We start from the raw sequence: 24670 nt of genomic DNA on the forward strand, positions 1-24670 counted from the left end.
TGCACCACGGCCACCGGCACGGTCAACGTAACCAACCCCGTCAGCGGCTACACCTACACGCTCACCGGCACCAACCCGGTGCGCGCCGCTGTCACCAGCACCACCGGCGTCTTCCAGAACGTGGCCAGCGGCGCGTACAGCCTGACGGCCTCGCAAGGCACCTGCTCGTCACCGGCTTCGACGGTTACGGTAAATGCCCAGCCGCCCACCCCGCCCATGCCGGCCGCCACGGTGGTGCAGCCAACCTGCACCACGGCCACCGGCACGGTCAACGTAACCAACCCCGTCAGCGGCTACACCTACACGCTCACCGGCACCAACCCAGCGCGTGCGGCCGTCACCAGCACCACTGGCGTGTTCCAGAACGTGGCCAGCGGGGTGTACAGCCTAACGGCTACGCTGGGCTCCTGCACCTCACTCGCCGCGACGGTTACGGTGAATAGCCAGCCGGGCACGCCGCCTCGGCCCGTGGTAACGATTCAGGAAGCCACGCTCTGCGGCACGCTCACGGCGCCCACGCTCACGGTGTCCTGCCCGCTGTCGGGCGCGACGTATACCCTGACGCAGACCGGCGTGAGCGGCTCGCAGACCCGCACCTACAACGGCACCGGCACGGTGGTCTTCACGGTGCAAGCCGGCAAGGGCTTTAGCATCACGGTGACGTCCAGCGCGGGCTGCGTATCGGCCGCCACCGACTGCAACAACTACACCACCAACAGCTGCCCGGCGCCGCGGGCCGAGAGCAGTGCGGCATTGACGCCGGCGCCGCTGCAGAGCATCCGCACCGAAGCCTACCCCAACCCCACGGGCCGCGACGCGACCATCAACTTCACGGTGCCCCAGAGCGGGCACGCCGTGGTGGAAGTGTACAACGCCATGGGCCGGCACCTGATGACGCTCTACGATGGCCCGGCCCAAGCCGGGGAAAACTACTCCGTGGTGCTGAAGGGCGGCACGCTGCCCTCGGGCACTTATTTCTACAAGGTCAGCGCCAACGGGCAGGTGAAAACCAACCGCCTCAGCGTGGTCAAGTAAGGCATTGATCCTGCTCACTCGCAAAAAAGCCCGTCTGAATTGGACGGGCTTTTTTTGCTGGCTTATCTAGCCAAGCTGCTGAGTTCAATTCGGTAACTTTTGTCATATATTTAACAATATTTTAATAATTATTTTAACTAATACTAGATAAACTGTATGAATATCCTTATTTTCACCTACCTCCAAGCCGCCGCTGGTTGGCTCTGATTTGTCGGCCAAAACCGCGCCGGGGCATACCCTCATGAAAGCCCTGGCTGGTTTCTAAACTTCCTAAGCCGCCTTACACACCCCTCCTTCCCACACCCTTGGCCCGCCCCGGCTGCTCACGCAGCGGCCTCCCGGAGCCGCCTTCCTCTTCCTGTACGCCCTCAACCAGCGGCCGTTTGCGGGCCGCTGCGGGGCGTTGTTGCCTCTACGGTTGCTGCCCCAGTGGCCGCAGCCCGGCGGCGTGTTGCCTCCGCGCCTGCCTTAGCCCTCCTCCTACCGGCTCGCCATAGCCGCCCCGCCTCCGCTTCCTGCCCTGCTCGTTACCCGGCGCCTTTCGCTCCGTGGCCCGGTACACCTTTTCCAACTTCCTACCCTGTATGAAGAACGTTTTCCATTCCCACACGGGCCACGCGCGGCCTGCGACGTGGCTGCTGCTAGTGCTGGCGGCGTGGTGCTGGGCAGCCCCGGCGGCCCGGGCCCAAGACCCCGGCCGCGGTGGCACCCAGGCCGGCTTTGAGGTCGATGCGCAGTTCCAGTCGGGTTCCATTCCCGGCTTCTGGACCGGCAGCGGCGGCAACCAGAACTATTTTCCCACGGTGACGACCTACGGCGACGACTGGTCGAAGGGCGCCACGGGCACCGGCGTAGCGGTGCTAAAGCAGGTCGGCGGCGTGTCGGTGCCGGGCACCTCGCCCGACGGACGGGCCCTCTGGCAGGTGGATGGCAACTGGGGCACCTCGTCGACGGTGGCCGAACTGTCGACGTTTGCGGGCAGCTCCAACAAAAACGGCGACAACATCGCGGCCGGGCAGAGCCCGTACACCACGCAGATCGGCAGCGGCGGCCCACAGAAAAACGACATCACCAACACCTACCTGCACTCGCGGGTGGTCAACGGCAACACCTGGCTGTTTTTTGGGGCCGAAACCCGCTCGGTGAACGGGGCGAGCTACCTCGATTTTGAGTACAACCAGAAGGGCGTGCAGGTCATCAACAGCCGCCTGACCGGCAACGGCCTAACCAACGGCCGCACGGTCAACGACTTCCTGCTCGTCATCAACTACACCGGCGGCGGCAACAAGCCGGTGGTGGGCCTGCGCATCTGGCAGAGCGACGGCACGTGGTCGGCCGAGCAGCCGCTGAGCAGCACCAACCAGTTTATGTCGACCAACTCGGCGGACGTGGCGCCGGTGGCGCCCAACCTCTCGTTTAACACCGACGGGGCCTACGCCAACGTGACCGGCGCGCTGCAGCTGGTGGAAGGCGGCATCAACCTCTCCTCGATTCCGCAACTGGCGGTGCTCAACCAGTGCGCGCCGCTGGCCACCGTCACGGTGAAAACTCGCTCCTCCCCCTCGTACACCTCAGAGCTGAAGGATTTTGACATCCTGAACTTCTCGCTGGCCCCCACCCCCACGGCGGCCGTGACGGCGGTGCCCGCGCAATGCCAAGGCGCCAACAACACGACCACGTTCCAAGTGAGCGGCACCTACGCCGGCGGCACGGCCGCGTGGAGCGCCACCGGGGGCACCGTTTCGAACGCGCAGTACGCCGGCGGCACGACCACGGCCACCGTCACCGTGACGGGCGTGACGACGGCCACCGTGACGCTGACCACGACCAGCAGCGTGAGCGGCACCACCTGCTCAACGGCCACGGCCTCGCGCAGCCTAGTGGTGAAGCCCAACCCCACCACCGACGCCATTAGCCCGCGCACGCACTGCACCGGCGACGCGGGCGCGGCCATCAACTTTACCAGCTCGGTGAGCGGGGCGTCGTTCAGCTGGACGTCGACGGCCAACGTGGGTTTCGGCACCAGCGGCACGAACGTAACCAGCATCCCGGCCTACACGGCCGCCAACTCGACCACGGCGCCCATCGTGGCCACGGTAACCGTAACGGCCACGGCCGATGGCTGCACCGGGGCGCCACGTACGTTTACCGTCACGGTCAATCCGAACCCGGCCACCAACGCCGTTACGCCCCGCACCCATTGCGCGGGCGAATCTGGGGCGGCCATCAGCTTCGGCAGCCCGGTGAGCGGGGCTAGCTTTAGCTGGAGCTCCACCGCCGACGTGGGCTTCGGCACCAGCGGAACCAACGTGACCAGCATTGCGGCCTACACCGCCGCTAACGCCACCAGTGCCCCCATCGTGGCCACGGTGACGGTGACGGCCACCGCTAATGGCTGCACGGGCGCCCCGCGCACCTTCACGGTGACAGTCAATCCGTTGCCGGCCACCAATGCCGTCACGCCGCGCACGCACTGCGCCGGCGACGCGGGCGCGGCCATTGCGTTCAGCAGCCCGGTGAGCGGAGCCACGTTTGCGTGGAGCTCGACGGCGGATGTGGGCTTTGGCACCAGCGGCTCGGGCGTAACGAGTATTGCGGCCTACACCGCCGCCAACAGTACCACGGCGCCGGTGGTAGCGACGATAACCGTAACGGCCACGGCCAACGGGTGCACCGGGGCGCCGCGCACCTTCACGGTGACGGTCAATCCGCTGCCGGCTACCAACGCCATTACGCCGCGCACGCACTGCCCCGGGGAGCAGGCCGGCGCCATCAGCTTCAGCAGCCCAGTGAGCGGAGCCTCGTTCAGCTGGACGTCGACGGCCAACGTGGGCTTTGGCACCAGCGGCACGAACGTAACCAGCATCCCGGCCTACACGGCGGTTAACGCCACAGGCGCGTCCGTGGTGGCTACGGTGACGGTGACGGCCACGGCTAATGGCTGCACGGGCGCCCCGCGCACCTTCACGGTGACGGTGAACCCGGTGGCGGCGGCGCCCAGCGTGACCTACAACCCGCCCAGCTGCTCGTCGACCACGTTCAGCGTGACCGTCAACAACCCGGTGACGGGCACCTACACCCTGACGCGCAGCGGGTACGCGCCCATCGTGCTGACCCGCCTGGCCACCGACCCGGCCGGGCAGGTGCTGGAATTCACGGGGCTGGCCGCCGGCTCGGGCTACAGCGTGGCCTACACCAACCCCAGCGGCTGCACCTCGGCCTCGAACGACTGCGTGAGTGCGGCCCGGCCGGCCGGCCAGTCGCCGCAGCAGCCAGCCCTGCAGCAGCGCAGCATCCGCACGGAAGCCTATCCGAACCCCACCACCATGGACGCCACCATCAACTTCTCGGTGCCGAAGAGCGGGCACGTGGTGGTGCAGGCCTACGACGCGCTGGGCCGCCCGGTAGCCACGCTCTTCGACGGGCAGGTGCCGGCCGACGAAACCAAATCGGTGACGCTGAAAGGGGGCACCCTGCCCAGCGGCACCTATTACTACCGCGTTTCGGCGGATGGGCAGACCAAAACCAACAGCATCAGCCTGGTGAAGTAAGCGCCGTCTGATTCGTCCTGAAAAGGCCCGCCCGAACTCGGACGGGCCTTTTTCGTGGTTCCGGCCCGACGCACTACGAGTTGCCGGGTGTTGCCGAAACGTTCCGAAGCTTGAGCTGGCGGCTATACCAAGTCGGCCGGCGGGCGCGTTGGGCGGGCAATGCTACGCCGTACCCGCCTTCGTCGTCTTTCGCTGCCTGTAGGCTGGCTGACGCTCAGCGTGCTGCCGCTGCTGGCGTTGCAGCGCCTCGTGCCGGTGCTGTTCCGGCCGTCCCGGCACGCCATGCAGGTATCCATGCCCATTCCCTGGCCGGTCGCGCAGGCCCGGCTGCGGGAACAGCAGGCGGCGGACTTGCCGGTAAGACCATTCACCATCCCGCCCGACCTGGAGCGGCGCCGCTGGTTTTCCTACACCCTAATCGGCAACGTGCGGCACGACGCGGCCATGCTGCGGGCGGTGGCCGAGCGCCTGCGCCGGGGCCGCACGCATCCGGCCGAGCGGACCGACGTGTGCATCCGCTTTGCTTCCGGGGCACGCTACGCCAGTCTGGTGGCCGCGCTGGATTTGATGCCGCAGCTCAACCAAGCGAAATACGCCCTGGACCTGTACCGCCCCGAGCCGGTGCTCTACGTGTTCGTGACGCCCTTCCGGCCGTGGTGGTAGCCCGGCGCAACCCCGCGCCCGCAACGGCAGTTTGAGCTATTCTCAGCCGTTCGACCTGCCCATGCCGCAATCCATTTTCCCGCTCCTGCTGGCCGCTGCCCTGCTGCCCACCCTGCCCGCTGCCGCTCAGAATGTGCCGCCCGAGGCCACGCCCTTTCAGATGACGGGCAACATCTACCTGCCCAACAAGCTGCCCGCCACGCCCGAACGGGTGGCCAGCCTGCAGGCGCCGCCCGGCTTCGTTATCAGCCCGTACGCCACCGGCCTCGACATGCCCCGCATGCTGGCCGTGGCCCCGGGCGGCGACGTGTACGTGTCGAACCGGGTGAAGGGAACCGTGACCCTGCTGCGCGACGCCAACCACGACGGAAAAGCGGACGTGGTGCAGCAGGTGGCCCAGAAGCCGCACCTGCACGGCCTCGCGCTCAAGGACGGCAAGCTTTACATGGCCGCCATCCGGGAGCTGTACGTGGCCGACGTGCAGCCCGACGGCACCCTGGGCGCGCTGAAAACCCTCTACACCGATCTGCCCGACGCCGGCCAGCACGCCAACCGCACCCTGCGCTTCGGCCCCGACGGGCAGCTTTACCTGTCGGTAGGCAGCACCTGCAACGCCTGCGACGAGGGCAACCCCGAAAACGCCACTTTGCTGCGCATCAAGACCGACGGCTCGGGCCGCACGGTGTACGCCCGCGGCCTGCGCAACACCATCGGCTTCGACTGGCACCCCAGCACCGGGCAGCTGTTCGGCATGGACCACGGCATCGACTGGCTGGGCGACGAGGCGCAGCTGGAGGAGCTGAACCAAATCAAGGAAAACGGCCACTACGGCTGGCCCAGCATCATTGCCGACGGCCAGCCCTACCCCGCCAACAAGCCCAAGAGCGGCGACTCGTACCAGCAGTTCGACGCCAAGTGCGTGCGGCCCGCGCTGCTCTACAAGGCCCACTCGGCCCCGCTGGCGCTGACGTTCAACCGTGCGCAGCTCTTCCCGCCGACGTACGAAAACGACGCTTTCGTGACCATGCACGGCTCCTGGAACCGCGCCCAGCCCGCGGGCTACAAAATCGTGCGGGTGCACTTCAACGACCGGGGCCAGCCCGAACGGTTCGAGGACTTCGTGACCGGCTGGCTGGTGGAGGGCGGCAAGGCTGAATTCGGCCGCCCCTGCGCCCTGGTCCAGGCCCCCGACGGCTCCCTGCTCGTGTCGGATGACGACAACGGGGTGATTTACCGCATCAGCTACAACGCGCCCCGGCAGGCCCCGGTGCAAAAGGCCCAGGTGAAGACGAAAGGGTAACGCCAACGGATAGCAGCCCTGCCCGGCATCCGGAGCCTTAGCCAAGGACCTTCCTCCTGGCTCGCACCAACTGAGAAACGCAGCCGCCAACGCCCTGCTACCCGGGAGGCGGTGGCTGCGCTTGCGTCTGTTAGTGCCGTTACTGAAAAGCGTCTGGGCTTTGTAGGTAGCGGCAGTGCAGGGGGCGAGGAAGGTCCTTCGCGTTGCTCAGGATGACGGATAGGCCAATGCCTGATGCCCTGATTTTCCCGCGTAACTTGCTCGGGCATGAAGAAACTTACCAGCAACCTGACGGTGCAGGTGCTTACGGCCATTGTGCTGGGCGTGCTCGTCGGGGCCATTTTTCCGGGCGTGGGTGCGGCCCTGAAGCCGGTGGGCGAGACGTTCATCCGCCTCATCAAAATGCTCATCGCGCCCATCATCTTCCTGACGGTGGTGCTCGGCATTGGCAGCATCGGTTCGCTGAAAAAAGTGGGGCGCGTGGGCGGCAAAGCCCTGCTCTACTTCGAACTCGTGACCACGCTGGCCCTGGTCATCGGGGTGGCGGCAGCCAACCTGATTCGGCCCGGCGCGGGCGTCGACACCTCGGCGGCCACGGCCAAGGCAGCCGAAACGCAGAAGTACGCCGAGCAGGCCGCGGGCATGGACTGGGTGGCCTTCTTCACCCACATCGTGCCCGAAAACCTGGTCGGGGCCTTTGCCCAGGGCGAGGTGCTGCAGGTACTGCTGGTGGCCGTGCTCTTCGGGCTGGCCCTCACGCGGGTGCCCGAGGCGGTGGGCCGCCCCCTGCTCAGCACCTTCGAGCGGCTGAGCCACGTGCTGTTTGCGGTGCTGGGCATGGTGATGAAGCTGGCCCCGCTGGGCGCCTTCGGCGGCATGGCCTACACCATCGGCACCTACGGGCTGAGCACCTTGCTGCCCTTGGCCAAGCTCATGGCCTCGGTGTACCTCACCATGGCCGTGTTCATCTTCGGCGTGCTCGGGGCGGTAGCGCGGTATTACAAGTTCAGCATCCTCAAGCTGTTGGGCTTCATCAAGGAAGAGCTGCTCATCGTGCTCGGCACCTCCTCGTCGGAGTCGGCCCTGCCGCGGCTCATTGACAAGCTCACGGCCTTCGGCTGCTCCCGTTCGGTGGCCGGGCTGGTCATCCCGACGGGCTACTCCTTCAACCTCGACGGCACCACCATCTACCTCTCGATGGCCAGCATTTTCCTGGCGCAGGCCTTCAATATCCCGCTCACCCTGGGCCAGCAGCTCACCATCATCGGCATTCTGATGCTCACCAGCAAGGGCGCCGCAGGCGTCACCGGCTCGGGCTTCGTGGTGCTGGCCTCCACCCTGGCGGCCACCAAGACCATTCCCGTCGAGGGCATGGCCCTGCTGCTGGGCGTCGACCGGTTTATGTCGGAAGCCCGGGCCATTACCAATATCATCGGCAACGCGGTGGCGACGGTGGTGGTGGCCAAGAGCGAAAACGAGTTCGACGAGGCCAAAAATCAGCTGGCCCTGGCCGGCGCCCTGCCGCCCGAAAGCGCCGTGCAACTGCCCGAACACCCGCTGCCGCCCGCCCGGTAGCGCCGCCGGCCTGAACAACTCGGCGGCGCCTGGGCATTAAGCCCTTTTTCGCGGCGCCTGCATGAGCGCCTGCCCGCGCAGCAGCACCCGCAGGCCCTTGCGCTTCAGCGAAATGTGCGGCGCGCTGGCCCCGTCGGCTTCGAGGCGGTTTTTGTAGGCGTCCAGGATGTCGCGGTAGGAAATCACGCCCAGCACCACGGGCGGCCCGGTAACGGCCAGCACCGGCAGCACGTCCACGTTCTCGCGGGCCATGCACTCGACGGACGTGCGCAGGCTGTCGGTGGCCCGCACGGTGGCCGTGCGCGGCTGCAGCAGCTCCCCGATGGGGGCGTGCTCGTCGACCTGCCGGCTGGCCAGCGCCATGGTGTTGATGATGCCGGCAAACGCCCCGTCGGGGCCCACGGCCACCAAGTGGGGTGCCACCCGCTCCGGCTCCCGCTCGGTCCAGGCGCGCACCTCGCGGATGGTGTTGTCGGTGCTGATGGCAATCATGTTGCTTTGCAGCACCCGCTCCACCGACACTTTGTCCAGCAGGTCGGGCTCGTAGTCCACGGGCGTTTTCACGCCGCGGCGGGCTATTTTCTCGGTCATGATGGTGTTGCCCATCAGCAGAAACGACACCAGGTATGCCCCCGTGCAAGCCCCCAGCAGCGGCAGCAGCGCCTGGCCCTGCCCGGTGGTTTCGACGGCAAACACGATGGAGGTCAGCAGGGCCCGCGAGGCCCCGGCAAACATGGCCGCCATGCCCACCAGCGCCGCCAGCGGCAGGGCAATGTCGGCGCCCGGCACGTACTGCTGGATGGCCAGCCCCAGCAGGGCGCCCAGCGCGCCGCCGATGGTGAGCAGCGGCGCCAGCGTGCCGCCCGAGGTGCCGCTGCCCAGCGAAATGGCCCAGGAGGCAAACTTGAGCAGGCACAGGGTCAGCAGCAGCGTCAGCGGGGCCGTGCCCGACAGCGTGGCGGAAATGTTCTCGTAGCCCACGCCGAGCGTGCGCGGGGCGAAGTAGCCAATGCCGCCCACGGCCAGCCCGCCCAGCGCCGGCCACCACGCCCAGTGCATGGGCAGCTTCTCGAAGCTGTCCTCGATGAAGTACACGATTTTGGTGACGGCCACCGAAGCCAGCCCCACCAGCACACCGATGACGCTGTAAGTGGCCAGCGCCACGTTGCTGGGCGCGGCCAGCTCCGGCATTTCAAACACGGGCCCCTGCTCGAACAGCAGGTGGTGGCCCGCCGCCCCGGTGATGCACGCCAGGGCCACCGGCAGCAGCGAGCGGGGCGAAAACTCGAAAAGCAGCAGCTCGATGGCCAGGAACACCGCCGCGATGGGCGTGCCAAAAATGGCCGACATGCCAGCCGTGGCGCCGGCGGCCAGCAGCACTTTCCGCTCGTGGTGGGTGATGGGAATCAGCTGCCCGAGCGTGGAGCCCAGCGCCCCGCCCGTGGCAATGATGGGCCCTTCGGCGCCGAACGGCCCGCCCGTGCCGATGGAAATGGCCGCCGACAGCGGCTTGAGGTACATGATGGAGGGCTTGATGCGGCTCTGGTTGGTCAGGATCTGCTCCATGGCCTCCGGAATGCCGTGCCCGCGTATGGCCTTGGAGCCGTACATGGCCATCAGGCTGACGACCAGTCCGCCCAGCGCGGGCATCAGTATCACCCACAGCCCGAGGTGGTTTTCGGCCGGGCTGTGGTAGCCCACCGACGCTTCGCCGTAAAACACCAGGTTCGACACCAGGTTGATCAGGTACACCAGCAGGCGCGCCACCACGCTCACGGTCACGGCCACCAGCACGGCCAGCAGCGACATGCGCAGCAGCCGCTGCTTGTCGGGCGCCACGCGGGGGTGCACGTTGTCGTCGGCCAGGGTGGGCTCCAGGGAAGGAGCTACCGGAATACCTTGTGCGAAGGAAGGATGCTTCATGAACTTGTGTGGGGATAAGTGGGCGATGAGCGGCCGAAAAGCCGCAGCCGGAAAGGGGCTAGTTTATACGAACCGCGTGAACGAGTGGTGAGTTTATAAACAGGCCAAAAAACCACGCTGGCCGCCAGCGCCTTGCTAGGCGAGCCGCAGCAGCGCGCGGCCCGGCGCCGGCGAGACGCGGCGCACTAGCGCCGCTTTGCGCGAGAAAATCCTTTGCTCCTGGCTTGGCCAGCGGCAGGCCGCCGCTCGTTCGGTCGTCGGCGGTGGCGGTAGCCGAGGGCTGGTGCCCAGCCTGGGGCCGCGCCGGCTTGGGTGACGAGCCAGATGCGGCGCAAGATTATTGACCTTTTTGGAGCCAAAAGGGCGCTTTTTGCGTTATTGAAGGTCTAGTTCTTGTACGCATATTCCTTCAATGGCTTCTCTCCCACCCGCCCTGCGCAAAGCCCTGCTCAATCTGCCCCAAAAGGAAAAGGATCAGCTGCTGGTGCGCCTCGTCTGCCAGGACAAGGTGCTGACCGAGCAGCTGCAGTTCCGCCTGCTCGAGGGCGAAGACGCGTTGGAGGACCGTCGGGCCCGCCTGCGCGAGCGGCTCGACGACCCCATCCGCGGCTACCACCAGACGCCCAACGACTTGCTGCTCATCCTGCGACAGTTACAGAATCAAATCAGCTACCACAGCAAGATTACCGGCGACCAGTTCGGCGAAGTGGAACTGACGGTGCGCCTGCTCAACAACGTCTTTCAGCAGCAGCCGGCCGCCGTGGCCCGCCTCACCGGCACCACCCAGCCCCTGCTCAGCCACCTCGTGCGCCGCGCCGATACCGCCCTGCGCCTCGCCGACAAGCTCGAAGCCGACTACCACCTGGAGCTGGCCGATGCCATCAACGAGCTGCTGACCAACGTGTGGGGCACCGCCGCCGCGCCCCTGGCCCGCGACTTGGGCCTGCCCCGGCAGTGGGGAGGCGTGGTCAAGTGGTGAATTTGTGAAGGGTGAACTTGTGAATTGCCAGAACCCCACTTCACAAGTTCACCCTTCACAAATTCACTTTTGTTCTACTCCAGCGCCCGAAACACGATGGGCAGGGTGTAGAGCACCTTCACGGCCTTGCCCCCGACGAGGCCGGGCGTCCACCAGGGCATGATGCGCACCAGGCGCAGGGCTTCTTCGTCGAGGCCGGCGCCGAGGCCGCGTACCACCTGCGGGTCGATGAGGTGGCCGCGCTCATCCACCACGAACTGCACCAGCACTTTGCCGGCCACGCCCTTGCGCAGGGCTTCTTCGGGGTATTTCAGCTTGTCGCGCAGAAACGCCATTTGCGCGCCGGCCCCGCCCGGAAAGCCGGGCATCACCTCGGCCACGTTGTAGACGGCCGGCGCAGCTTCCGCCGCGGCCCCGCCTTCCGTCACCGATTGGGTGGCGCTGTCGGTGCCGGAGCTGCTGATGGCCAGGGGCCGACCGGCCTGCGCAAATATGTTTTGACCAACCAATAACATAAATACCAGTAGTACAAATCGTTGCATAAGCGACAAAGCTGTTTTCGGCCGGGGTACGCAAAAGTAGGTGCCGGGTCAGCGCGGGGTATTACTTCCGCGTTATGGTTGGATTGCGTTTAGGTTGGTAACACGGCCGGCGGGGCCGCGGGCATCTTTTCGGGGCCGGGGGCAGTACAAGGCCTACCCGCCGGGCGTGGCCGGCGCCCCTTCTCTCGCTCACTTGTTATGTCCTACGTTCCGAACCCCAACCACATGCGTGCCCCCCACCACCTGAGCACCGTCGAGCTGCAGCAGGCGCTGGACGAGCTGGACACGAAAATCAAGACCCTGCACGCCCGCGCCAACACCACGGCCGCCGGCGCCCCGCACCATTATCACGAGCACATTGCGGCCCTGGAAGTAAAGCGCCGGCAGCTCGGGGAGCAGCTCGGCGACGCCGACCGCAACACCCCCGCCGACGACGACCGGAGCGGCAGCGTGTGGACCGACCTCAAGCGCGGCATCGACACGCTGCGCGAGGACATCAGCAAGCTGTTTTAAGCCCCGCGCCATGTTCTCCAAACGACTCTTAGGCCTGTTGTTGCTGGTGCTGCTGGGCTGGGCCCTGCACGCCTGCACCGCCCAGGAAAGCTTCCAGAACGCGGAGCAGTGCACAAAGGTGGAGCTCGGCATGACGCAGGAACAGGTGCGCCGCACCATGGGCGCCCCCACCGGCGACGACACCCGCGCCGACGGCGGCCACACGTGGTCCTACCTCTTCGGCAGCGCCACCGATACCCAGCCCATCCGCATCCTCTTCGGCGCCGACGGCCGCGTGACCAGCAAGGAATGCGCCCCGCAGGCCCGCGGCGACGTGCGCCCCGACGCCAACACCACGAAGACGGAGTAGCCTGGTGACGCCTGATTATTAGCCCGTCATCCGGAGCGCCGCGAAGAACCTTCCTCGCACCGACGCACAAGCGCAGCCCCCAACGCCCCGACGTTGGGGGCTGCGCTTGTGCGTTGTCATGCCGAGCGTAGTCGAGAAACCCGGCGCAGCTTTGTCCATTTAGAGGTCTTACTGTGCTCGACATAACAGAACTGCTAGCGCCTGCACGTTGGCATCAGCGGCGGGGCCGGGCGCGAGGAAAATCCTTGGCTTGAGCTCCGGATGACGGGCCTAATCCCTTGCTCACCTTCTCCCCTTCCCACTCGCCCCGGCTTTTCTGCAGTTCGGCCCGGGGGCTTACCGTTCGGCCAGGTTTTGCTTCCGCTCGGCCCGGCGGCGCGCCAATTTTGGATCATCAACCACGCCACACAACCCCTGATGACCATGAAACGCTTCGCTACCGCCCTCCGTGCCGCCGCCTACGCCGCCCTGCTGCTGACCGCCGCGCCCCTTGCCACCCAAGCCGCGGCCCCGGCCACCCGCATCAGCGCCGACAACCCCGCCCAGCACCCCAACTTCACGGTGCGCGTGGTGGGCAAGGGCCAGCCGGTGCTGCTGATTCCGGGCCTGACCTGCCCCGGCGCGGTGTGGGACGAAACCGTAGCCCACTACCAGAAGCAGTACCAATGCCACGTGGTGTCGCTGGCGGGCTTCGGCGGCGCGGCGGCCCCGGCCAGCACCGAACACCTGCTGCAGAACGTGCGCGACCAGCTGCTGCAGTACATCCAGACGCAGCGGCTGCAGCGCCCGGCCGTCATCGGCCACAGCCTGGGCGGCTTCCTGGCCCTGTGGATGAGCACCACCCAGCCCGAGGCCGTGGGCCCGCTGCTCATCGTCGATTCGCTGCCCTTTCTCTCGGCCATTCAGAACCCCAACGCCACCGTGGAAACCGTGCGGCCCATGGCCGAGGCCACGCGCCAGCAAATGAGCCAAGGCAACATGCCGGCCGCCCAGCAGCGCCTGATGATGGACGGCATGATTACCGACACGGCCCGGCAGACCGTGGCTATGCGCTGGAGCCGGCAGTCGGACCGCGCCACCGTGGGCCAGGCCATGTACGATATGTACACCACCGACCTGCGCCAGGACGTGGCCCGCATCAAGCAGCCGGTGCTCGTACTCGGCGCCTGGGCGGCTTACAAGCAGTACGGCTCGACCAAGGAAAGCACCCGCGCCATCTTCGAGCAGCAGTACGCCCAGCTGCCCCAGCACCGCATCGAAATGTCGGAGGCCGGGCGCCACTTCCTGATGTGGGACGATACGCAGTGGTTTTTTGCCCAGGCCGACGCCTTCCTGCAGCAGCACGCCCTGGCAAAGAAATAAATTGAATAGTTTCGGCGGCCCGGCCTTTGGGGCCGCCGAAACCGCGTGTTCGTCCCGGTTTCTACACTCTTCCGCTTTTCCAGCCATGTCCGCTGCCGCCGCCCTCGACGTGTACCGCCTCGAGCTATCCACCAAAGCCCGCAACGGGGTGCATTTCCTTGCCGCGGCCACGGTGGTCTGGCTGCTCATCGCCGGCATCTGGGCGCTGCCATACTCGCCGACGCTGAAGGGCCTGGCCACGTTCTGCGCGGGCTGCTTGGTGCTGCCGCTGGCTTACCTGTTCGGCCGGCTGCTGGGCGCCACGTGGACGGTGGCTGGCAACCCGCTGCAGCCGCTGGGGCTGTGGCTGAATTTCGCCCAGCTGTTTTACTTTCCGGTGCTCATTTTCATGTACATGCGGGCACCGCAGCACTTCGTGATGACCTACGGCATCATCACCGGGGCGCACCTCTTTCCGTTTGCCTGGCTGTACCGCACCACGGCCTACGCCGGGGCGGCGGGCCTGATTGCGGCGGGCTGCCTGGTGCTGGAGCTGACGGCGGCGCCTGCGCGGCCCTACCTGATTCCGCTGTTTGTGGCGCTGAGCCTGACCGGGCTGGTAGGGCTGGCCTACGCGGCCTACCGGCGCAACGCTGCCCGCTACCGGCAGGCCCCGGCGCCGGCCACCTTAGCCGCGTAACCCGCCCCGCCCTATGTTCACGACTTCCTTTGCTTCGCCCCAGCGCCGCCGCACGTACTGGCTGCTTCAACTGGTCGGCTGGCTGCTCTACGGCGTGCTCGGCTTGGTGCTGGTGTTCATTTTCGCCGGCTCGAACCGCCCCGCCCTGCCGTTCCTCTCGCTGGTGGAGCTGTACGTGGCCCTGACGCTGCTCGGCCTCAGCCACGGCCTGCGCAACTACGCCAAGCGCCACGGCTGGGTCAGCCTCTCCATCGGGCGGCTGCTGCCCCGGCTGCTGCTGGCGCACACCATCGTGGCCGTGCTCAGCCAGGTAATCATTGGCCTGCTCTCCCGGGCCTCGCTGCTGCTGCTGCACCCGGCCAGCACCGGGCAGTCGTACAACTGGAGCATGTTTATCGGCTACGCCATCAACGTGGAGTTTGTGATGTGGCTGTGGTCGACGCTGTACTTCGGGCAGCACTACCTGGAGCGCTACCGCCAGGCCGAAATCGACAAGTGGAAGCTGGCCGCGGCCGTGCGCGAGGCCGAAATGCAGACGCTCAAGGCGCAGATCAACCCGCATTTTCTCTTCAACGGGCTCAACAACATCCGCGCCCTCATCGGCGAGGACCCGGAGCGCGCCCGCTACATGCTCAGCCACCTCTCGGAGCTGCTGCGCTACGCCATTCAGCTGAACCGCACCGAGCAGGTGCCGCTGGGCCGCGAGCTGGCCGTGGTGCGCGACTACCTGCAGCTGGAGTCCTTGCAGCTGGAGGAGCGCCTGCGCTACACCCTCGACGTGCCCGCCGACTGCCTCGCGGTGTCGGTGCCGCCCATGCTGGTGCAGGTGCTCGTCGAAAACGCGGTGAAGCACGGCCTGGCCCCGCGCCCGGCCGGCGGCACGCTGCACGTGCAGGCCCGCTGCGCCCCGCCCGAGTTGCTGCTGACGGTGGAAAACACCGGCCAGCTCAGCCCCGACACCGCGGCCCCGCGCCCCGACGGCACCGGCACCGGCCTGCGCAACGTGCGCGAGCGGCTGCGCCTGCTCTTTGGGCCGCAGGCCACGCTGCACCTGGAGCAAGCCGACGCCGACACCGTGCGCGCCACCGTGCGCCTGCCCCTGACCCACGATTCCGCCGCGTTGGGCCCCGACCGGTTCGGCCTCGATGCCCAGCTCGCGGCCTACGGTTCGGCCGGGGCACGGCCCCACTAGGTACTTCTTGCTGATTCTCCCTCGACTTTTACCCGCATGAACGTTCTCGTAGTCGACGACTCCCGCCTGGCCCGCCAGGAGCTGCGCCGCCTGCTGCAGCGCCACCCCGACGTGACCGTGGTGGGCGAAGCCGCCAACGCCGACGAAGCCCAGCAGCGCATCGGCGAGCTGCGCCCCGATTTGCTGCTGCTCGACATTCACATGCCCGGCCGCTCGGGCTTCGAGCTGCTGGCCGGCCTGGAGGGCGCCACCCCGCAGGTGGTCTTCACCACCGCCTTCGACCAGTACGCCGTGCAGGCCTTCGAGGTGAATGCCCTGGACTACCTGCTCAAGCCCGTGGACGAGCAGCGCCTGGCCGCCGCCCTGGCCAAAGCCCGCGCCGCCGCGCACCCCGAACCCGCCGACGCCCCGGACGCCGCGCCGGCCCCCGCCCGCGAGCTGCTGCGCGAAACCGACCAGGTGTTTGTGAAGGACGGCGAGCGGTGCTGGTTTGTGCGCCTGCAGGAAGTGAAGCTGCTGGAAGTAGCCGACAACTACACCCGCCTGCACTTCCACGACGTGCACCCGCTCATTCCGCGCACCCTGCAGCAACTCGAAGCCCGCCTCGACCCGGCGGTGTTTTTCCGCGCCAACCGCCAGCAGATCATCAACCTGAAGTGGATCGAGCACATCGAGCCCTGGTTTAGCAGCACCCTGAAAATCCGGCTGCGCGGCGGCGGCGAGGTGGAAGTGTCCCGGCAGCAGTCGATGCGCTTCCGCGAGGCCTTGAGTTTTTAGCGCCGCCAGAAGCGGCTGCTTCGGCCGAGCTGCGCTACATACGAGCAAGCCCATTTCAGATTAAAATAATTAACTTTTCGTATTTTTAATATAACTTTAATAATTAAAGCCCACCTTTTCGGTACCTTGCCTGAACGCCGCGGCTCCCGGCGGCTCCAGGCTATGACCACTTTCAGCGTACTGATGAACGGCTCGGCGGCGGCCGACAACGCCTTGGCGTATGCCCTGATGCTGGTACGCTACCTGCGCCGCCACCAGCAACCGGTCGAGCTGCGCCTGCTGGCGGTGCTGCCCGCCCGCCACGACGCGGCCGCGGCCTATTTTCCGCGGCCGACCGGGCAGTCGGCCGATGCGCTGGTGGCCGGACTGTGCGCCCAAGCCGCTGAGCTAGCCGCGCAGGGCCCCTGCCGCTTCACCCTGGTCACCCGCAACGTGGCCGCCGAGTTGACGCAGCTGTTTCACTTCGCCGCCGCCGACGTGCTGGTGGTGGGCCGCCCGGCCGATACGGCGCTGCCCACCGCCCGGTCGCTGTTTTACCTCTGCCGCCTGCTGCCCAACCCGCTGCTGCTGGTGCCCGCTGCCTTTGCGGCCCCGGCCGAGGTGCCGGCCCGCCTCGCCCTCGACACCGACGGGCAGGCCGTGCGCTTGCCCAGCAGCGCCCGCCGCGTCACCGAGCTGCTGCTGAGCCTGCGCCAAGACACGCGGGTGCTCTACCTCGGCAGCGGCCGCCGGGCGGCGGGGCGGCTGCTGGCCCAGCTGGCCCCGTCCACCGTCGGCATCCACGTGTACACCGCCGATGAGCCGGCCCCGCCGCCCGCCGCCTTGCTGGCCCGCCTGGCCGAAATCGGCCTGCTCGGCGACTTGCCCCACACCCTGCACACGGCCTACCACAGCTCGGTGGAAGAAGGCATTTTGCAGCTCATCCAGGCCTGCGAGGCCGAATTGCTGCTGCTGGTGGCCCGGCAGCGGACCTTGCCCGGTGAGCAGTTTGAGACCAGCACCAGCGCCCGGTTGATGCTGCGCAGCCCTATACCGGCACTGGTGGTACCCGAGGCCGCGCCGGTGCGCTGGCGGCGCCGCTGCTAGCCCGGGTGGCCCCGCCGGCTCCCGCGGTTTGTCGCCCCGGGACACATCTTTTTTGCGGCGAATTCAGTAAAAGGAACGGCATGGTACCCAGCCGTTAAGCTGGTACTCCTTCCTTCTCTCACTTTCGCCAATTCCGCCATGAAACCTCTACTATACTTGGGTGCCGCCGCCTGCCTGCTCAGCGGTTCCGCTTGCTCGCGTGGCGACGCCGCCATGCAAAACCCGCACAACTACAAGTCGGTATCGAACCGCGGCACCGAGCGCGGCAACGATAAACGCCAGTACAAACAAACCCGTGGCGGCAGCCTCGGCACCGGCCTGGACCTGAAATCCAACAACCCTTACCAGTTTCGCACGGTGAAGGGCAGCAAGAAGTTCAAGTACAGCAACGGCAACGCCAGCCGCAAAGCCGCTTCCAACTAACCCGCCCGGGTCACCCACCTGATCAGGACCGTCAGACCCGTCTGGCGGTCCTTTTTTATTACCCGGCGACGGTCGGCGGCAGTCTTCCCCGACGCAGCAGGGCCCCGGCACGGCGTGGCGGCCCGGGCAATGGTGTCAGCGGGAAAGCCTGCCGCGGCTGGGGAAGCGGGCGGTGGGGTAAACTCTTGCGCGGCTTGCTCCTGCAGCGTCACGGCAATCGGCGGCGCGGCGTACCGGGCGCCATCCGGGGTTGGCGGAATACCCGGAGCCGTTGATCGAAAAGTTCGGCGGCGATGCCGGCTCGGCCGCTAAATTTACGTAGGTAAGCCCGAGCTGCTTTATCCATTCATTTGCATCGATGACCCGACTCCTACGCCTGTTCGTTACCGCCTGCGCCTGTGTATTACTGGCTTACCGCGCCGCCGCCCAGGTGCCCGCGGCCGGCGCGGCGCCCTCGCCCACGCTGCCCGGCACGGCCGTGCTCCGGCTGGCCGCCGGCGCGCAGATCGGGCAACTCGAAGCCGCCCTGCGTGCACTCGGCGCCAGCGGGCTGGAGCAGAAGTTTCCGCGGGCCCTGGCCCCGAGCAAGGAGCGGCCCGGCAGCGTGGAGCTGCGCGGTATTTACCAGTTTCGCTACGCGCCCGGGCTGACGCTGGGCAAGGTGCGGCAACTGCTCGTGGGCACCGGCCTCGTCAGCTACGTGGAGCCGCTCTACCAGCGCGCCCCGCTCTACCAGCCCAACGACCCGCTCGCCGACTCGACCATTGCCAACCAGGCCGCGACGCAATACTACCTGAAGAAAACCCAGACCTACCGCGGCTGGGACCTGGACCGCGGCGACTCCACCATCGTCATCGGCATCACCGACACGGGCACGCGCTTCACGCACCAGGACCTGCGCGGGCAAGTGAAGCTCAACTACGCCGACCCTATCGACGGCGTGGACAACGACAACGACGGCTACATCGACAACTTCCGCGGCTGGGACACGGCCGACCGCGACAACGACCCCTCGGTGGGGCCACCCTACGGCGGGCACGGCGTGCTGGTGGCCGGCTGCGCCGTGGCCCGCCCCGACAACGGCAAGGGTCTGGCCGGCGTGGGCTTCAATTGCCGCTACCTGCCGCTGAAAATCTACCCGAGCACCGCCGCCGGGGCGTTTGGGGGCTACGAGGCCATCGTGTACGCGGCCGACCACGGCTGCAAAATCATCAACGTGTCGTGGGGCGGCACCGGCGGCAAGTCGCAGTTCGAGCAGGACGTCATCAACTACGCCGCCCTCAACCACGACGCGGTGGTGGTGGTGGCCGCCGGCAACGCCAACGCCGAGCTGGACTTCTACCCCGCCTCCTACGACAACGTCGTGTCGGTGGCCGGCGTCTCGCCCACCGACCGGCAGGTGCTGACCTACAGCTACCGCGTCACGCTTTCGGCCCCCGGTGACCTAATTTTGACCACCGCGGCCGACCACGACAGCGCCTACGTGGCCGTGGGCGGCTCCTCGTTTGCCTGCCCCATCGTGGCGGCGGCGGCCGGGCTGGTGCGCCACCGATTTCCGGCGCTGAACGCCGCCCAGGTGGCCGCCGTGCTGCGCCGCACCACCGACGACATCTACGCGGTGATGGGCAACACCACCTTGGCCGGCAAGCTGGGCTCGGGCCGCCTCAACGTGCGCCGCGCCCTGAGCCTGGGCCCGAACCAGACGGCCGTGCGCATCCGCGCGCAGCGCCTGAGCCGCGCCCGCCTGCTGCCCGCCGATACGGCCCGCCTCACGCTCACCGCCGAAAACCTGCTGCTGCCGGTGCAGGGCCTCACGCTCACCGTTACCTCGCTCACCCCTGAACTGACGGTAACCAGCGGCCCCGTTGCCCTCGGCGCCCTGGCTACCGGCGGCACTGCCGTGGCCCCGGTGCAGCTCAGCGTGGCTGCCGGCACGCCCATCAACACCCGCGGGGTGCTGCGCTGCCGCTTCACGGCCGCCGGTGGCTACCAAGATGACCAGTATGTGGTGCTGGAGCTGAACCCCGACTACGTGGTACTGACTGCCAACGACTTGCACCTGACCGTGACCAGCCGCGGCAACCTCGGCTACGAGGGCACCAACAACGAAATTGGCGCCAGCATCACCTACCGCAACTCCGCGGTGCTGCTCTCGGAAGGCGGCCTGCTGGTGGCCACCGGCCCCACCAAGGTGATGGACCGCCTACGCAGCGCCCCGCTCTACACTGCGGACTACGACTTCTTCACCCGCCAGGCCATTCGGCTGCTGCCGCTGGCTTCGGCCGATCAGCAGGCCGCCGGCGTGTTTCAAGATTCGCTGCCCAGCCTGAGCCGGGGCCGCACCCTGGGCGTGCGGGTGCGGCAGCGGGCCCTGGCCTACGCCGCCCCGGCCGCCGACCGCGACTACGCCATCGTGGAGTACACCGTGCGCAACGCCTCGGCTGATACGCTCAAGCCCCTGCACGCCGGCCTGTTCATGGACTGGGACCTGCCCGCCGAAGCCGCCCGCAACGTGGCGGCCTGGGACTCCACGCGCCTGCTCGGCTACGTGGCCAACGCCCCCCAGCCCGCCGCGGCCTCGCTTTACGCCGGCGTACGCCTGCTGCGCCCCGATACGCGCGCCGTGGCCTCGTACTACGCCCTCAACAACGGCGCCGGCAGCGCCGCCCCGGTGTATTTTGGCGACGGGTTTTCCTCGGCCGAGAAGTTTCTGACCCTCAACAACCGCGCCCGGCAGCGCACCGCCGGCGGCTCCGTGGGCTCCGACGTGTCCCACGTGGTGGGCGCCGTCCTGGGCCGCCTCGCCCCCGGCGACTCGGTGGTGATGGCCTTTGCGGTGCTGGCCGCGCCCTCGCTCCCGCAGCTGCAAGCCGCCGCCGACGCGGCCCAGATCCGCTACCAGCAGGTGCTGCCGACCCGCGCCGCGTCGGTTAGCCAGCTGGACTGGCAGCTCTACCCCAACCCCACCACCGGCCGCCTGCGCGTGGTGCTGCCCGCCGGCAACACTGGTTCCGCCCTGACTTTGCTCAACGCCCTGGGTCAGCCGGTGGGCCGCTGGCGGGTGGGCCCGAGCAGCCCCGTCCTCGATGTGCAGCACCTGCCCGCCGGCGTATACTTGCTGCGCTGGCAGAGCGTTCAGGGTGAAACTTCCACCCGGCGCGTGCTGCTGCAGCGCTGATTAGGCGCTCCTCCCTGATTGAAATTGCTCCCCTTGCTACCTCGCCTGGGCAGTGCCGCTCTGCTGCTCGGCCTGCCTTCCCCGGCCCGGGCCCAAAACGGCTTGGCCGAATCCTGCTGGCTACCGCAGGCCTACGTTGACAGCGTGCTGGCCTACGGCCCGCGGCCCAGTCAGCAGCGGCTGCTGGACCCGATTTCGTTTCTGGCCCTGCGCCGCGAATCCAGCGAGACGGGCCGGCGGGCGGAGGTGGTCATTTTTTGTTCGCCCTATAATGAGGGCGGCGAGTTGCCGCTGCGGCGGGCCCAGCTCCGCCGTGGCACGCGCGTGGCGCTGCCGTTTCAGCGGCAGATGCATTTGCAGCGGGTAAACGGCCGGTGGACCACCCGCTTCCCGGATACGCAATTCTACCTCAGCTACCAGCACCAGCAGCTGCGCCTCGATATCAGCCAAGCCGGCCGCACCGATACGGTGTGGTTTACCCGCCAGGTGCTGGGCCGGCCGCTCACCGCTTACTGGACCGAGCTGCTGCGCCTGCACCTGGCGGGCCGCTACCTGCTCACTGACTCCGTGGGGCGCCACCAGCCCGTAGCCCTGCGCTACGCTGATGGGCAGCTCAGTGGCTGGCCGGGCCTGGCGGCCTGCACCTTAGTGCGGGAACAGGTAGCCCTGCCGCCCACCGCAGCCGCTTGGCAACTTGTTCCCCCAAACCAACCTGGACGGCCCACCATCTTCTCCGTCGTGCGCCTGCACCGCGCCGATGGCAGCTCCGCCGACTACGCCACTGAGTACCTGGCCGCGGGCCGGCAGCTGCACCTCTATCCCTTCCACTATATCGACGATTCTTACCAAGTCATCGTGGCCGAAAATCCAGCCTTCGTCCTCACGCGGCAGCCTTAAAATTCGTACTGCCGGTTTGGTCAACGGTGCTATAGAACAACTCCCGGTTCAGAGCCCTGTGAACCGGGAGTTGTCGACAGCCCCTAGCTGCGCACTTGCCACAGCTGCTGCCAGTCGGTAGTACAGGCAGCCGACATCAGGTTGCGGCGGCCGCGCCAGAGGCTGTCGTCGAGGCCGGTGGCGGCGTGGCGTACGGTGCCGCGGCCGAAGCGGGCGTTGAGCGCGTCGAGGCGGGCCATAAGCTGCTGGCGCTGCTGTAGCTGCTCGGCCGAGTGCCCAAACATGCTCAGCTGCGCCTGCCCGGCCGGTTCGAGCCCGCTGAGCGTGACGCCGGCCCGGCAGTAGGCCGTGCCGGGCCGCGCCAGCAGCCGCAGCTTCTGCAGCGCCGCTTCGATCAGCTGGCCCGTGTCGCTGGTGGAGGTGGGCAAGGTGACCACGGCCGTGTGGGTGCGCGGGCCGTTGCCGGGTGCGTGCTTATCGGTGCCCAGTATCACTGTGAGCACGTGCGCGGCCAGGCCGTGCAGCCGCAGCTTTTCGGCGGCGCGGCTGGTGAAGGTGGCCACGGCTTCGCTCAGGGTGATGATGGAGCGCTGCGGCTGCCCAAAGGAACGCGTGCACGACACGCTGTGCCGGCCCGGCGTGGGCTGCCCGGGCTCGGCTGCCAGCTCGGTCGGGTCGAAATCCAGGCAGGAATGCCCGCGCAGCTCCCGCCACAGCCGCACGCCCACTACTCCGCCTAGGTGGCGCCGCACCCAGCTTTCGGAGGCGCCGGCCAGGTCGGCGGCCGTTTTGATGTTTTCGGCCTGCAGCTTAGGCGCATAGCGCCGCCCGATACCCCACACCTTCTCCACGCTCGTCTGGCTCAGGGCGGCCCAGCACTGCTGCTCCGTTTCGAGCACCATCACCCGTTGTTCCGCCTGCTGCCGGGCCAAACGATTGGCCAGTTTAGCCAGCGTCTTGGTCGGGGCCACGCCCACGGCCGTCGGGATGCCCACGTGCTCCAGCACGGTGCGCCGAATGGTTTTGGCGTAGGCTTCCAGGCCGGCCTCGGCGCAGTACTGCATGCCGCTCAGGTTCAGGAAGGCCTCGTCGATGGAGTACACGTCGACCTCGGGCGTGAAGTCGCCGAGCACCCGCAGCACCCGCCGCGACATGTCGCCGTAGAGGGCGTAATTGGAGGAAAACACCCGCACGCCGTGCTGCTGCAGCCGCGCCCGGGCCAAGTGGTACGGCTCCCCCATCTCGAAGCCCAGGGCCTTGGCCTCGTCGGAGCGCGAAATCAGGCAGCCGTCGTTGTTGCTGAGCACCACCACCGGCTGGCCCTCCAGCTGGGGCTGAAAAACCCGCTCGCACGACACGTAAAAGTTGTTGCAATCGACCAGCGCAATCATCGGCAGCGGGGCGTCAGGGGCGTTTGCGCGGCTTGGCGGCCGGGGGCACCGGCCGCGCTTTCCGGTCGCGGAAGGAATGGATGACGTGGGTCACCACCCCGAAGATGACCAGCTGGCAGCCTTCGGTGAGCCGGATGATGGGGTAGCGCGGGTTGTCGGGTTCCAGCCAGGTTTGGTCGCCGAGGCGGCGCAGGCGCTTGACGGTGTGCTCCCCGTCGAGCACGGCTACCACGATGCTGCCGTCCTGGGGCTGCAGGGCCCGGTCGACGGCAATGATGTCGTCGTGGCGGATGCCGGCGCCGGTCATGGAGTCGCCCGATACGCGGGCCAGAAACGTGGAGGCGGGGTGCGTGAAGAGCATTTCGTGCAGGTTGATGGGCGCGTCGAGGTGGTCGTCGGCCGGCGAAGGGAAGCCCGCGGGCACGGCGCAGGCAAAGAGCGGCAGCGTCTGGCCGGCCCAGTCGGTGCTAACGGAAAACGGGGTAATACGCATCATGGAGCGGGCCGGGCGGCACCAGTTGCGCCGCCCGGCCCGCTATTTACTAATAATTTTAGTAGTTGGTTTTGCGCGTCCGCTTGAATAGTTCCGCGACGGTTGACTTTTTTTCTACCTACCCCAACTTCATCTTCTTTTCATCCCATTAAAAAGTCGTTAACCGCGAAATTTTCCTTTAATATTTCTACCTAACATTTTTAGTTATTGTCAAATATCCGTATTTTTGGATATGCGCAGAACGAAGAAGAGTCAGCTTCCAACTCCCCTCCCCGTCCAGCAGTATGCCCGTTGCGTGGACGCCAGCAGCCGCCCCGCCGACCACATCGGTGATTGGCCGGCCGCGGGGCAGGTGTACCCGGTTGAGTACCGCACCAACGCCCGCACCGGCTTGCCGCAGGTGCACGTGCTCGGCTTCTACGCCGAGCGGCCGTACGGGGCCTTCGCCACCCGCCGCTTCGAGCCCCTGGCGGAAGTGTGGCTGAACTAACCTTTCCTCCTTATTCCACTCCTTGTCCGGCCGCCCGCAGCGGCCGTTTCTTTTTGCTGCCGGCTGCTTTTCTACCATCCTGAGCCACACAAACCGCAGGTCGCCATAGGCAAGCCCCTGGCTCAGCTTGCCCCCCACTACAAAGCGCCGCCCCTCGCCCGCTCATCCGAGCCTTGAGACGGCGCTTCTGCTTTTGGCAACTGCGCCGAGCAACGGTGCGGAGTGGAAGGCAGGGTTCCTCGGCCATGCTAGTCAGCGGGAATACCCACCCA

Annotated in this window: 21 protein-coding genes; 17 read left to right on the forward strand and 4 right to left on the reverse strand. The window is 67.2% G+C overall.

The genetic code is table 11. The annotated features are described in order from the left end of the window. The 5 genes from LJ737_RS26170 to LJ737_RS26190 all read left to right on the forward strand — a co-directional run. Positions 1-1035: T9SS type A sorting domain-containing protein (locus LJ737_RS26170; RefSeq protein ID WP_227769734.1), on the forward strand; the 1035-nt coding region annotated here is incomplete at its 5' end. 584 nt (positions 1036-1619) lie between these two features. Continuing rightward, positions 1620-4586, forward strand: coding sequence for a PKD-like domain-containing protein (locus LJ737_RS26175; RefSeq protein ID WP_227769735.1), 2967 nt, complete (start codon positions 1620-1622; stop codon positions 4584-4586). 159 nt (positions 4587-4745) lie between these two features. Next, a complete protein-coding gene (locus LJ737_RS26180; RefSeq protein WP_227769736.1) occupies positions 4746-5249 on the forward strand; it encodes a hypothetical protein in 504 nt (167 codons plus the stop codon). A 61-nt stretch (positions 5250-5310) separates the two neighbouring features. Then, positions 5311-6549, forward strand: a complete 1239-nt coding sequence (locus LJ737_RS26185) for a PQQ-dependent sugar dehydrogenase (protein ID WP_227769737.1) — start codon at positions 5311-5313, stop codon at positions 6547-6549. A 267-nt stretch (positions 6550-6816) separates the two neighbouring features. Then, positions 6817-8124 (forward strand): dicarboxylate/amino acid:cation symporter, encoded by a 1308-nt coding sequence (locus LJ737_RS26190; RefSeq protein ID WP_227769738.1) that lies wholly within the window; start codon positions 6817-6819, stop codon positions 8122-8124. A gap of 36 nt (positions 8125-8160) precedes the next feature. On the opposite strand, the gene LJ737_RS26195 is transcribed toward LJ737_RS26190, so the two are convergent. After that, positions 8161-10047, reverse strand: a complete 1887-nt coding sequence (locus LJ737_RS26195; RefSeq protein ID WP_227769739.1) for a chloride channel protein — start codon at positions 10045-10047, stop codon at positions 8161-8163. A gap of 412 nt (positions 10048-10459) precedes the next feature. On the opposite strand from LJ737_RS26195, the gene LJ737_RS26200 reads away from it, so the two are divergent. After that, on the forward strand, positions 10460-11026 hold the full coding sequence (locus tag LJ737_RS26200) for a hypothetical protein (protein ID WP_227769740.1): 567 nt from the start codon (positions 10460-10462) through the stop codon (positions 11024-11026). A 74-nt stretch (positions 11027-11100) separates the two neighbouring features. On the opposite strand, the gene LJ737_RS26205 is transcribed toward LJ737_RS26200, so the two are convergent. After that, the gene (locus tag LJ737_RS26205) at positions 11101-11541 is read right to left on the reverse strand and encodes an energy transducer TonB (RefSeq protein ID WP_227769741.1); all 441 of its coding nucleotides are present in this window, start codon (positions 11539-11541) and stop codon (positions 11101-11103) included. Between the two features lie 225 nt (positions 11542-11766). Here LJ737_RS26205 and LJ737_RS26210 point away from each other — a divergent pair, with 225 nt between their 5' ends. The 10 genes from LJ737_RS26210 to LJ737_RS26255 all read left to right on the forward strand — a co-directional run bounded on the left by LJ737_RS26210 (position 11767) and on the right by LJ737_RS26255 (position 22024). After that, entirely contained in the window at positions 11767-12081 is a 315-nt protein-coding gene (locus tag LJ737_RS26210; RefSeq protein ID WP_227769742.1) for a sll1863 family stress response protein, read from the forward strand. Positions 12082-12091: 10 nt separating this feature from the next. Then, positions 12092-12430, forward strand: coding sequence for an outer membrane protein assembly factor BamE domain-containing protein (gene bamE, locus LJ737_RS26215; RefSeq protein ID WP_227769743.1), 339 nt, complete (start codon positions 12092-12094; stop codon positions 12428-12430). 423 nt (positions 12431-12853) lie between these two features. Next, the gene (locus LJ737_RS26220) at positions 12854-13792 is read left to right on the forward strand and encodes an alpha/beta fold hydrolase (RefSeq protein WP_227769744.1); all 939 of its coding nucleotides are present in this window, start codon (positions 12854-12856) and stop codon (positions 13790-13792) included. A gap of 85 nt (positions 13793-13877) precedes the next feature. Next, the gene (locus LJ737_RS26225) at positions 13878-14471 is read left to right on the forward strand and encodes a DUF7010 family protein (RefSeq protein ID WP_227769745.1); all 594 of its coding nucleotides are present in this window, start codon (positions 13878-13880) and stop codon (positions 14469-14471) included. A 13-nt stretch (positions 14472-14484) separates the two neighbouring features. Beyond that, the gene (locus LJ737_RS26230; protein ID WP_227769746.1) at positions 14485-15663 is read left to right on the forward strand and encodes a sensor histidine kinase; all 1179 of its coding nucleotides are present in this window, start codon (positions 14485-14487) and stop codon (positions 15661-15663) included. A gap of 36 nt (positions 15664-15699) precedes the next feature. Continuing rightward, the gene (locus LJ737_RS26235) at positions 15700-16440 is read left to right on the forward strand and encodes a LytR/AlgR family response regulator transcription factor (RefSeq protein ID WP_227769747.1); all 741 of its coding nucleotides are present in this window, start codon (positions 15700-15702) and stop codon (positions 16438-16440) included. Positions 16441-16602: 162 nt separating this feature from the next. Then, a complete protein-coding gene (locus LJ737_RS26240; protein WP_227769748.1) occupies positions 16603-17526 on the forward strand; it encodes a universal stress protein in 924 nt (307 codons plus the stop codon). A 138-nt stretch (positions 17527-17664) separates the two neighbouring features. Beyond that, positions 17665-17949 carry a hypothetical protein gene (locus LJ737_RS26245; protein ID WP_227769749.1) on the forward strand — a complete coding sequence of 95 codons (285 nt, stop codon included), beginning with the start codon at positions 17665-17667 and terminating at the stop codon, positions 17947-17949. A 358-nt stretch (positions 17950-18307) separates the two neighbouring features. Then, positions 18308-21127, forward strand: a complete 2820-nt coding sequence (locus LJ737_RS26250) for a S8 family peptidase (protein ID WP_227769750.1) — start codon at positions 18308-18310, stop codon at positions 21125-21127. Positions 21128-21160: 33 nt separating this feature from the next. Next, positions 21161-22024, forward strand: a complete 864-nt coding sequence (locus LJ737_RS26255) for a hypothetical protein (RefSeq protein WP_227769751.1) — start codon at positions 21161-21163, stop codon at positions 22022-22024. Between the two features lie 83 nt (positions 22025-22107). On the opposite strand, the gene LJ737_RS26260 is transcribed toward LJ737_RS26255, so the two are convergent. After that, entirely contained in the window at positions 22108-23415 is a 1308-nt protein-coding gene (locus tag LJ737_RS26260; protein ID WP_227769752.1) for a Y-family DNA polymerase, read from the reverse strand. 13 nt (positions 23416-23428) lie between these two features. Beyond that, complete coding sequence (locus LJ737_RS26265) at positions 23429-23911, reverse strand: LexA family protein (protein WP_227769753.1); 483 nt, start codon at positions 23909-23911, stop codon at positions 23429-23431. A 292-nt stretch (positions 23912-24203) separates the two neighbouring features. On the opposite strand from LJ737_RS26265, the gene LJ737_RS26270 reads away from it, so the two are divergent. Continuing rightward, a complete protein-coding gene (locus LJ737_RS26270) occupies positions 24204-24398 on the forward strand; it encodes a hypothetical protein (RefSeq protein WP_227769754.1) in 195 nt (64 codons plus the stop codon). Positions 24399-24670 lie beyond the last annotated feature (272 nt).

This window comes from Hymenobacter sp. 15J16-1T3B, from assembly GCF_020711235.1.
In the GTDB taxonomy this organism is placed as follows: domain Bacteria; phylum Bacteroidota; class Bacteroidia; order Cytophagales; family Hymenobacteraceae; genus Solirubrum.

What these genes read in the sequence shown, in the direction of transcription:
- LJ737_RS26175 (WP_227769735.1), top strand. Translation starts at nt 1,620, where the DNA reads ATGAAGAACGTTTTCCATTCCCACACGGGCCACGCGCGGCCTGCGACG.
- LJ737_RS26180 (WP_227769736.1), top strand. Translation starts at nt 4,746, where the DNA reads ATGCTACGCCGTACCCGCCTTCGTCGTCTTTCGCTGCCTGTAGGCTGG.
- LJ737_RS26185 (WP_227769737.1), top strand. Translation starts at nt 5,311, where the DNA reads ATGCCGCAATCCATTTTCCCGCTCCTGCTGGCCGCTGCCCTGCTGCCC.
- LJ737_RS26190 (WP_227769738.1), top strand. Translation starts at nt 6,817, where the DNA reads ATGAAGAAACTTACCAGCAACCTGACGGTGCAGGTGCTTACGGCCATT.
- LJ737_RS26195 (WP_227769739.1), bottom strand. Translation starts at nt 10,047, where the DNA reads ATGAAGCATCCTTCCTTCGCACAAGGTATTCCGGTAGCTCCTTCCCTG.
- LJ737_RS26200 (WP_227769740.1), top strand. Translation starts at nt 10,460, where the DNA reads ATGGCTTCTCTCCCACCCGCCCTGCGCAAAGCCCTGCTCAATCTGCCC.
- LJ737_RS26205 (WP_227769741.1), bottom strand. Translation starts at nt 11,541, where the DNA reads ATGTTATTGGTTGGTCAAAACATATTTGCGCAGGCCGGTCGGCCCCTG.
- LJ737_RS26210 (WP_227769742.1), top strand. Translation starts at nt 11,767, where the DNA reads ATGTCCTACGTTCCGAACCCCAACCACATGCGTGCCCCCCACCACCTG.
- bamE (WP_227769743.1), top strand. Translation starts at nt 12,092, where the DNA reads ATGTTCTCCAAACGACTCTTAGGCCTGTTGTTGCTGGTGCTGCTGGGC.
- LJ737_RS26220 (WP_227769744.1), top strand. Translation starts at nt 12,854, where the DNA reads ATGAAACGCTTCGCTACCGCCCTCCGTGCCGCCGCCTACGCCGCCCTG.
- LJ737_RS26225 (WP_227769745.1), top strand. Translation starts at nt 13,878, where the DNA reads ATGTCCGCTGCCGCCGCCCTCGACGTGTACCGCCTCGAGCTATCCACC.
- LJ737_RS26230 (WP_227769746.1), top strand. Translation starts at nt 14,485, where the DNA reads ATGTTCACGACTTCCTTTGCTTCGCCCCAGCGCCGCCGCACGTACTGG.
- LJ737_RS26235 (WP_227769747.1), top strand. Translation starts at nt 15,700, where the DNA reads ATGAACGTTCTCGTAGTCGACGACTCCCGCCTGGCCCGCCAGGAGCTG.
- LJ737_RS26240 (WP_227769748.1), top strand. Translation starts at nt 16,603, where the DNA reads ATGACCACTTTCAGCGTACTGATGAACGGCTCGGCGGCGGCCGACAAC.
- LJ737_RS26245 (WP_227769749.1), top strand. Translation starts at nt 17,665, where the DNA reads ATGAAACCTCTACTATACTTGGGTGCCGCCGCCTGCCTGCTCAGCGGT.
- LJ737_RS26250 (WP_227769750.1), top strand. Translation starts at nt 18,308, where the DNA reads ATGACCCGACTCCTACGCCTGTTCGTTACCGCCTGCGCCTGTGTATTA.
- LJ737_RS26260 (WP_227769752.1), bottom strand. Translation starts at nt 23,415, where the DNA reads ATGATTGCGCTGGTCGATTGCAACAACTTTTACGTGTCGTGCGAGCGG.
- LJ737_RS26265 (WP_227769753.1), bottom strand. Translation starts at nt 23,911, where the DNA reads ATGATGCGTATTACCCCGTTTTCCGTTAGCACCGACTGGGCCGGCCAG.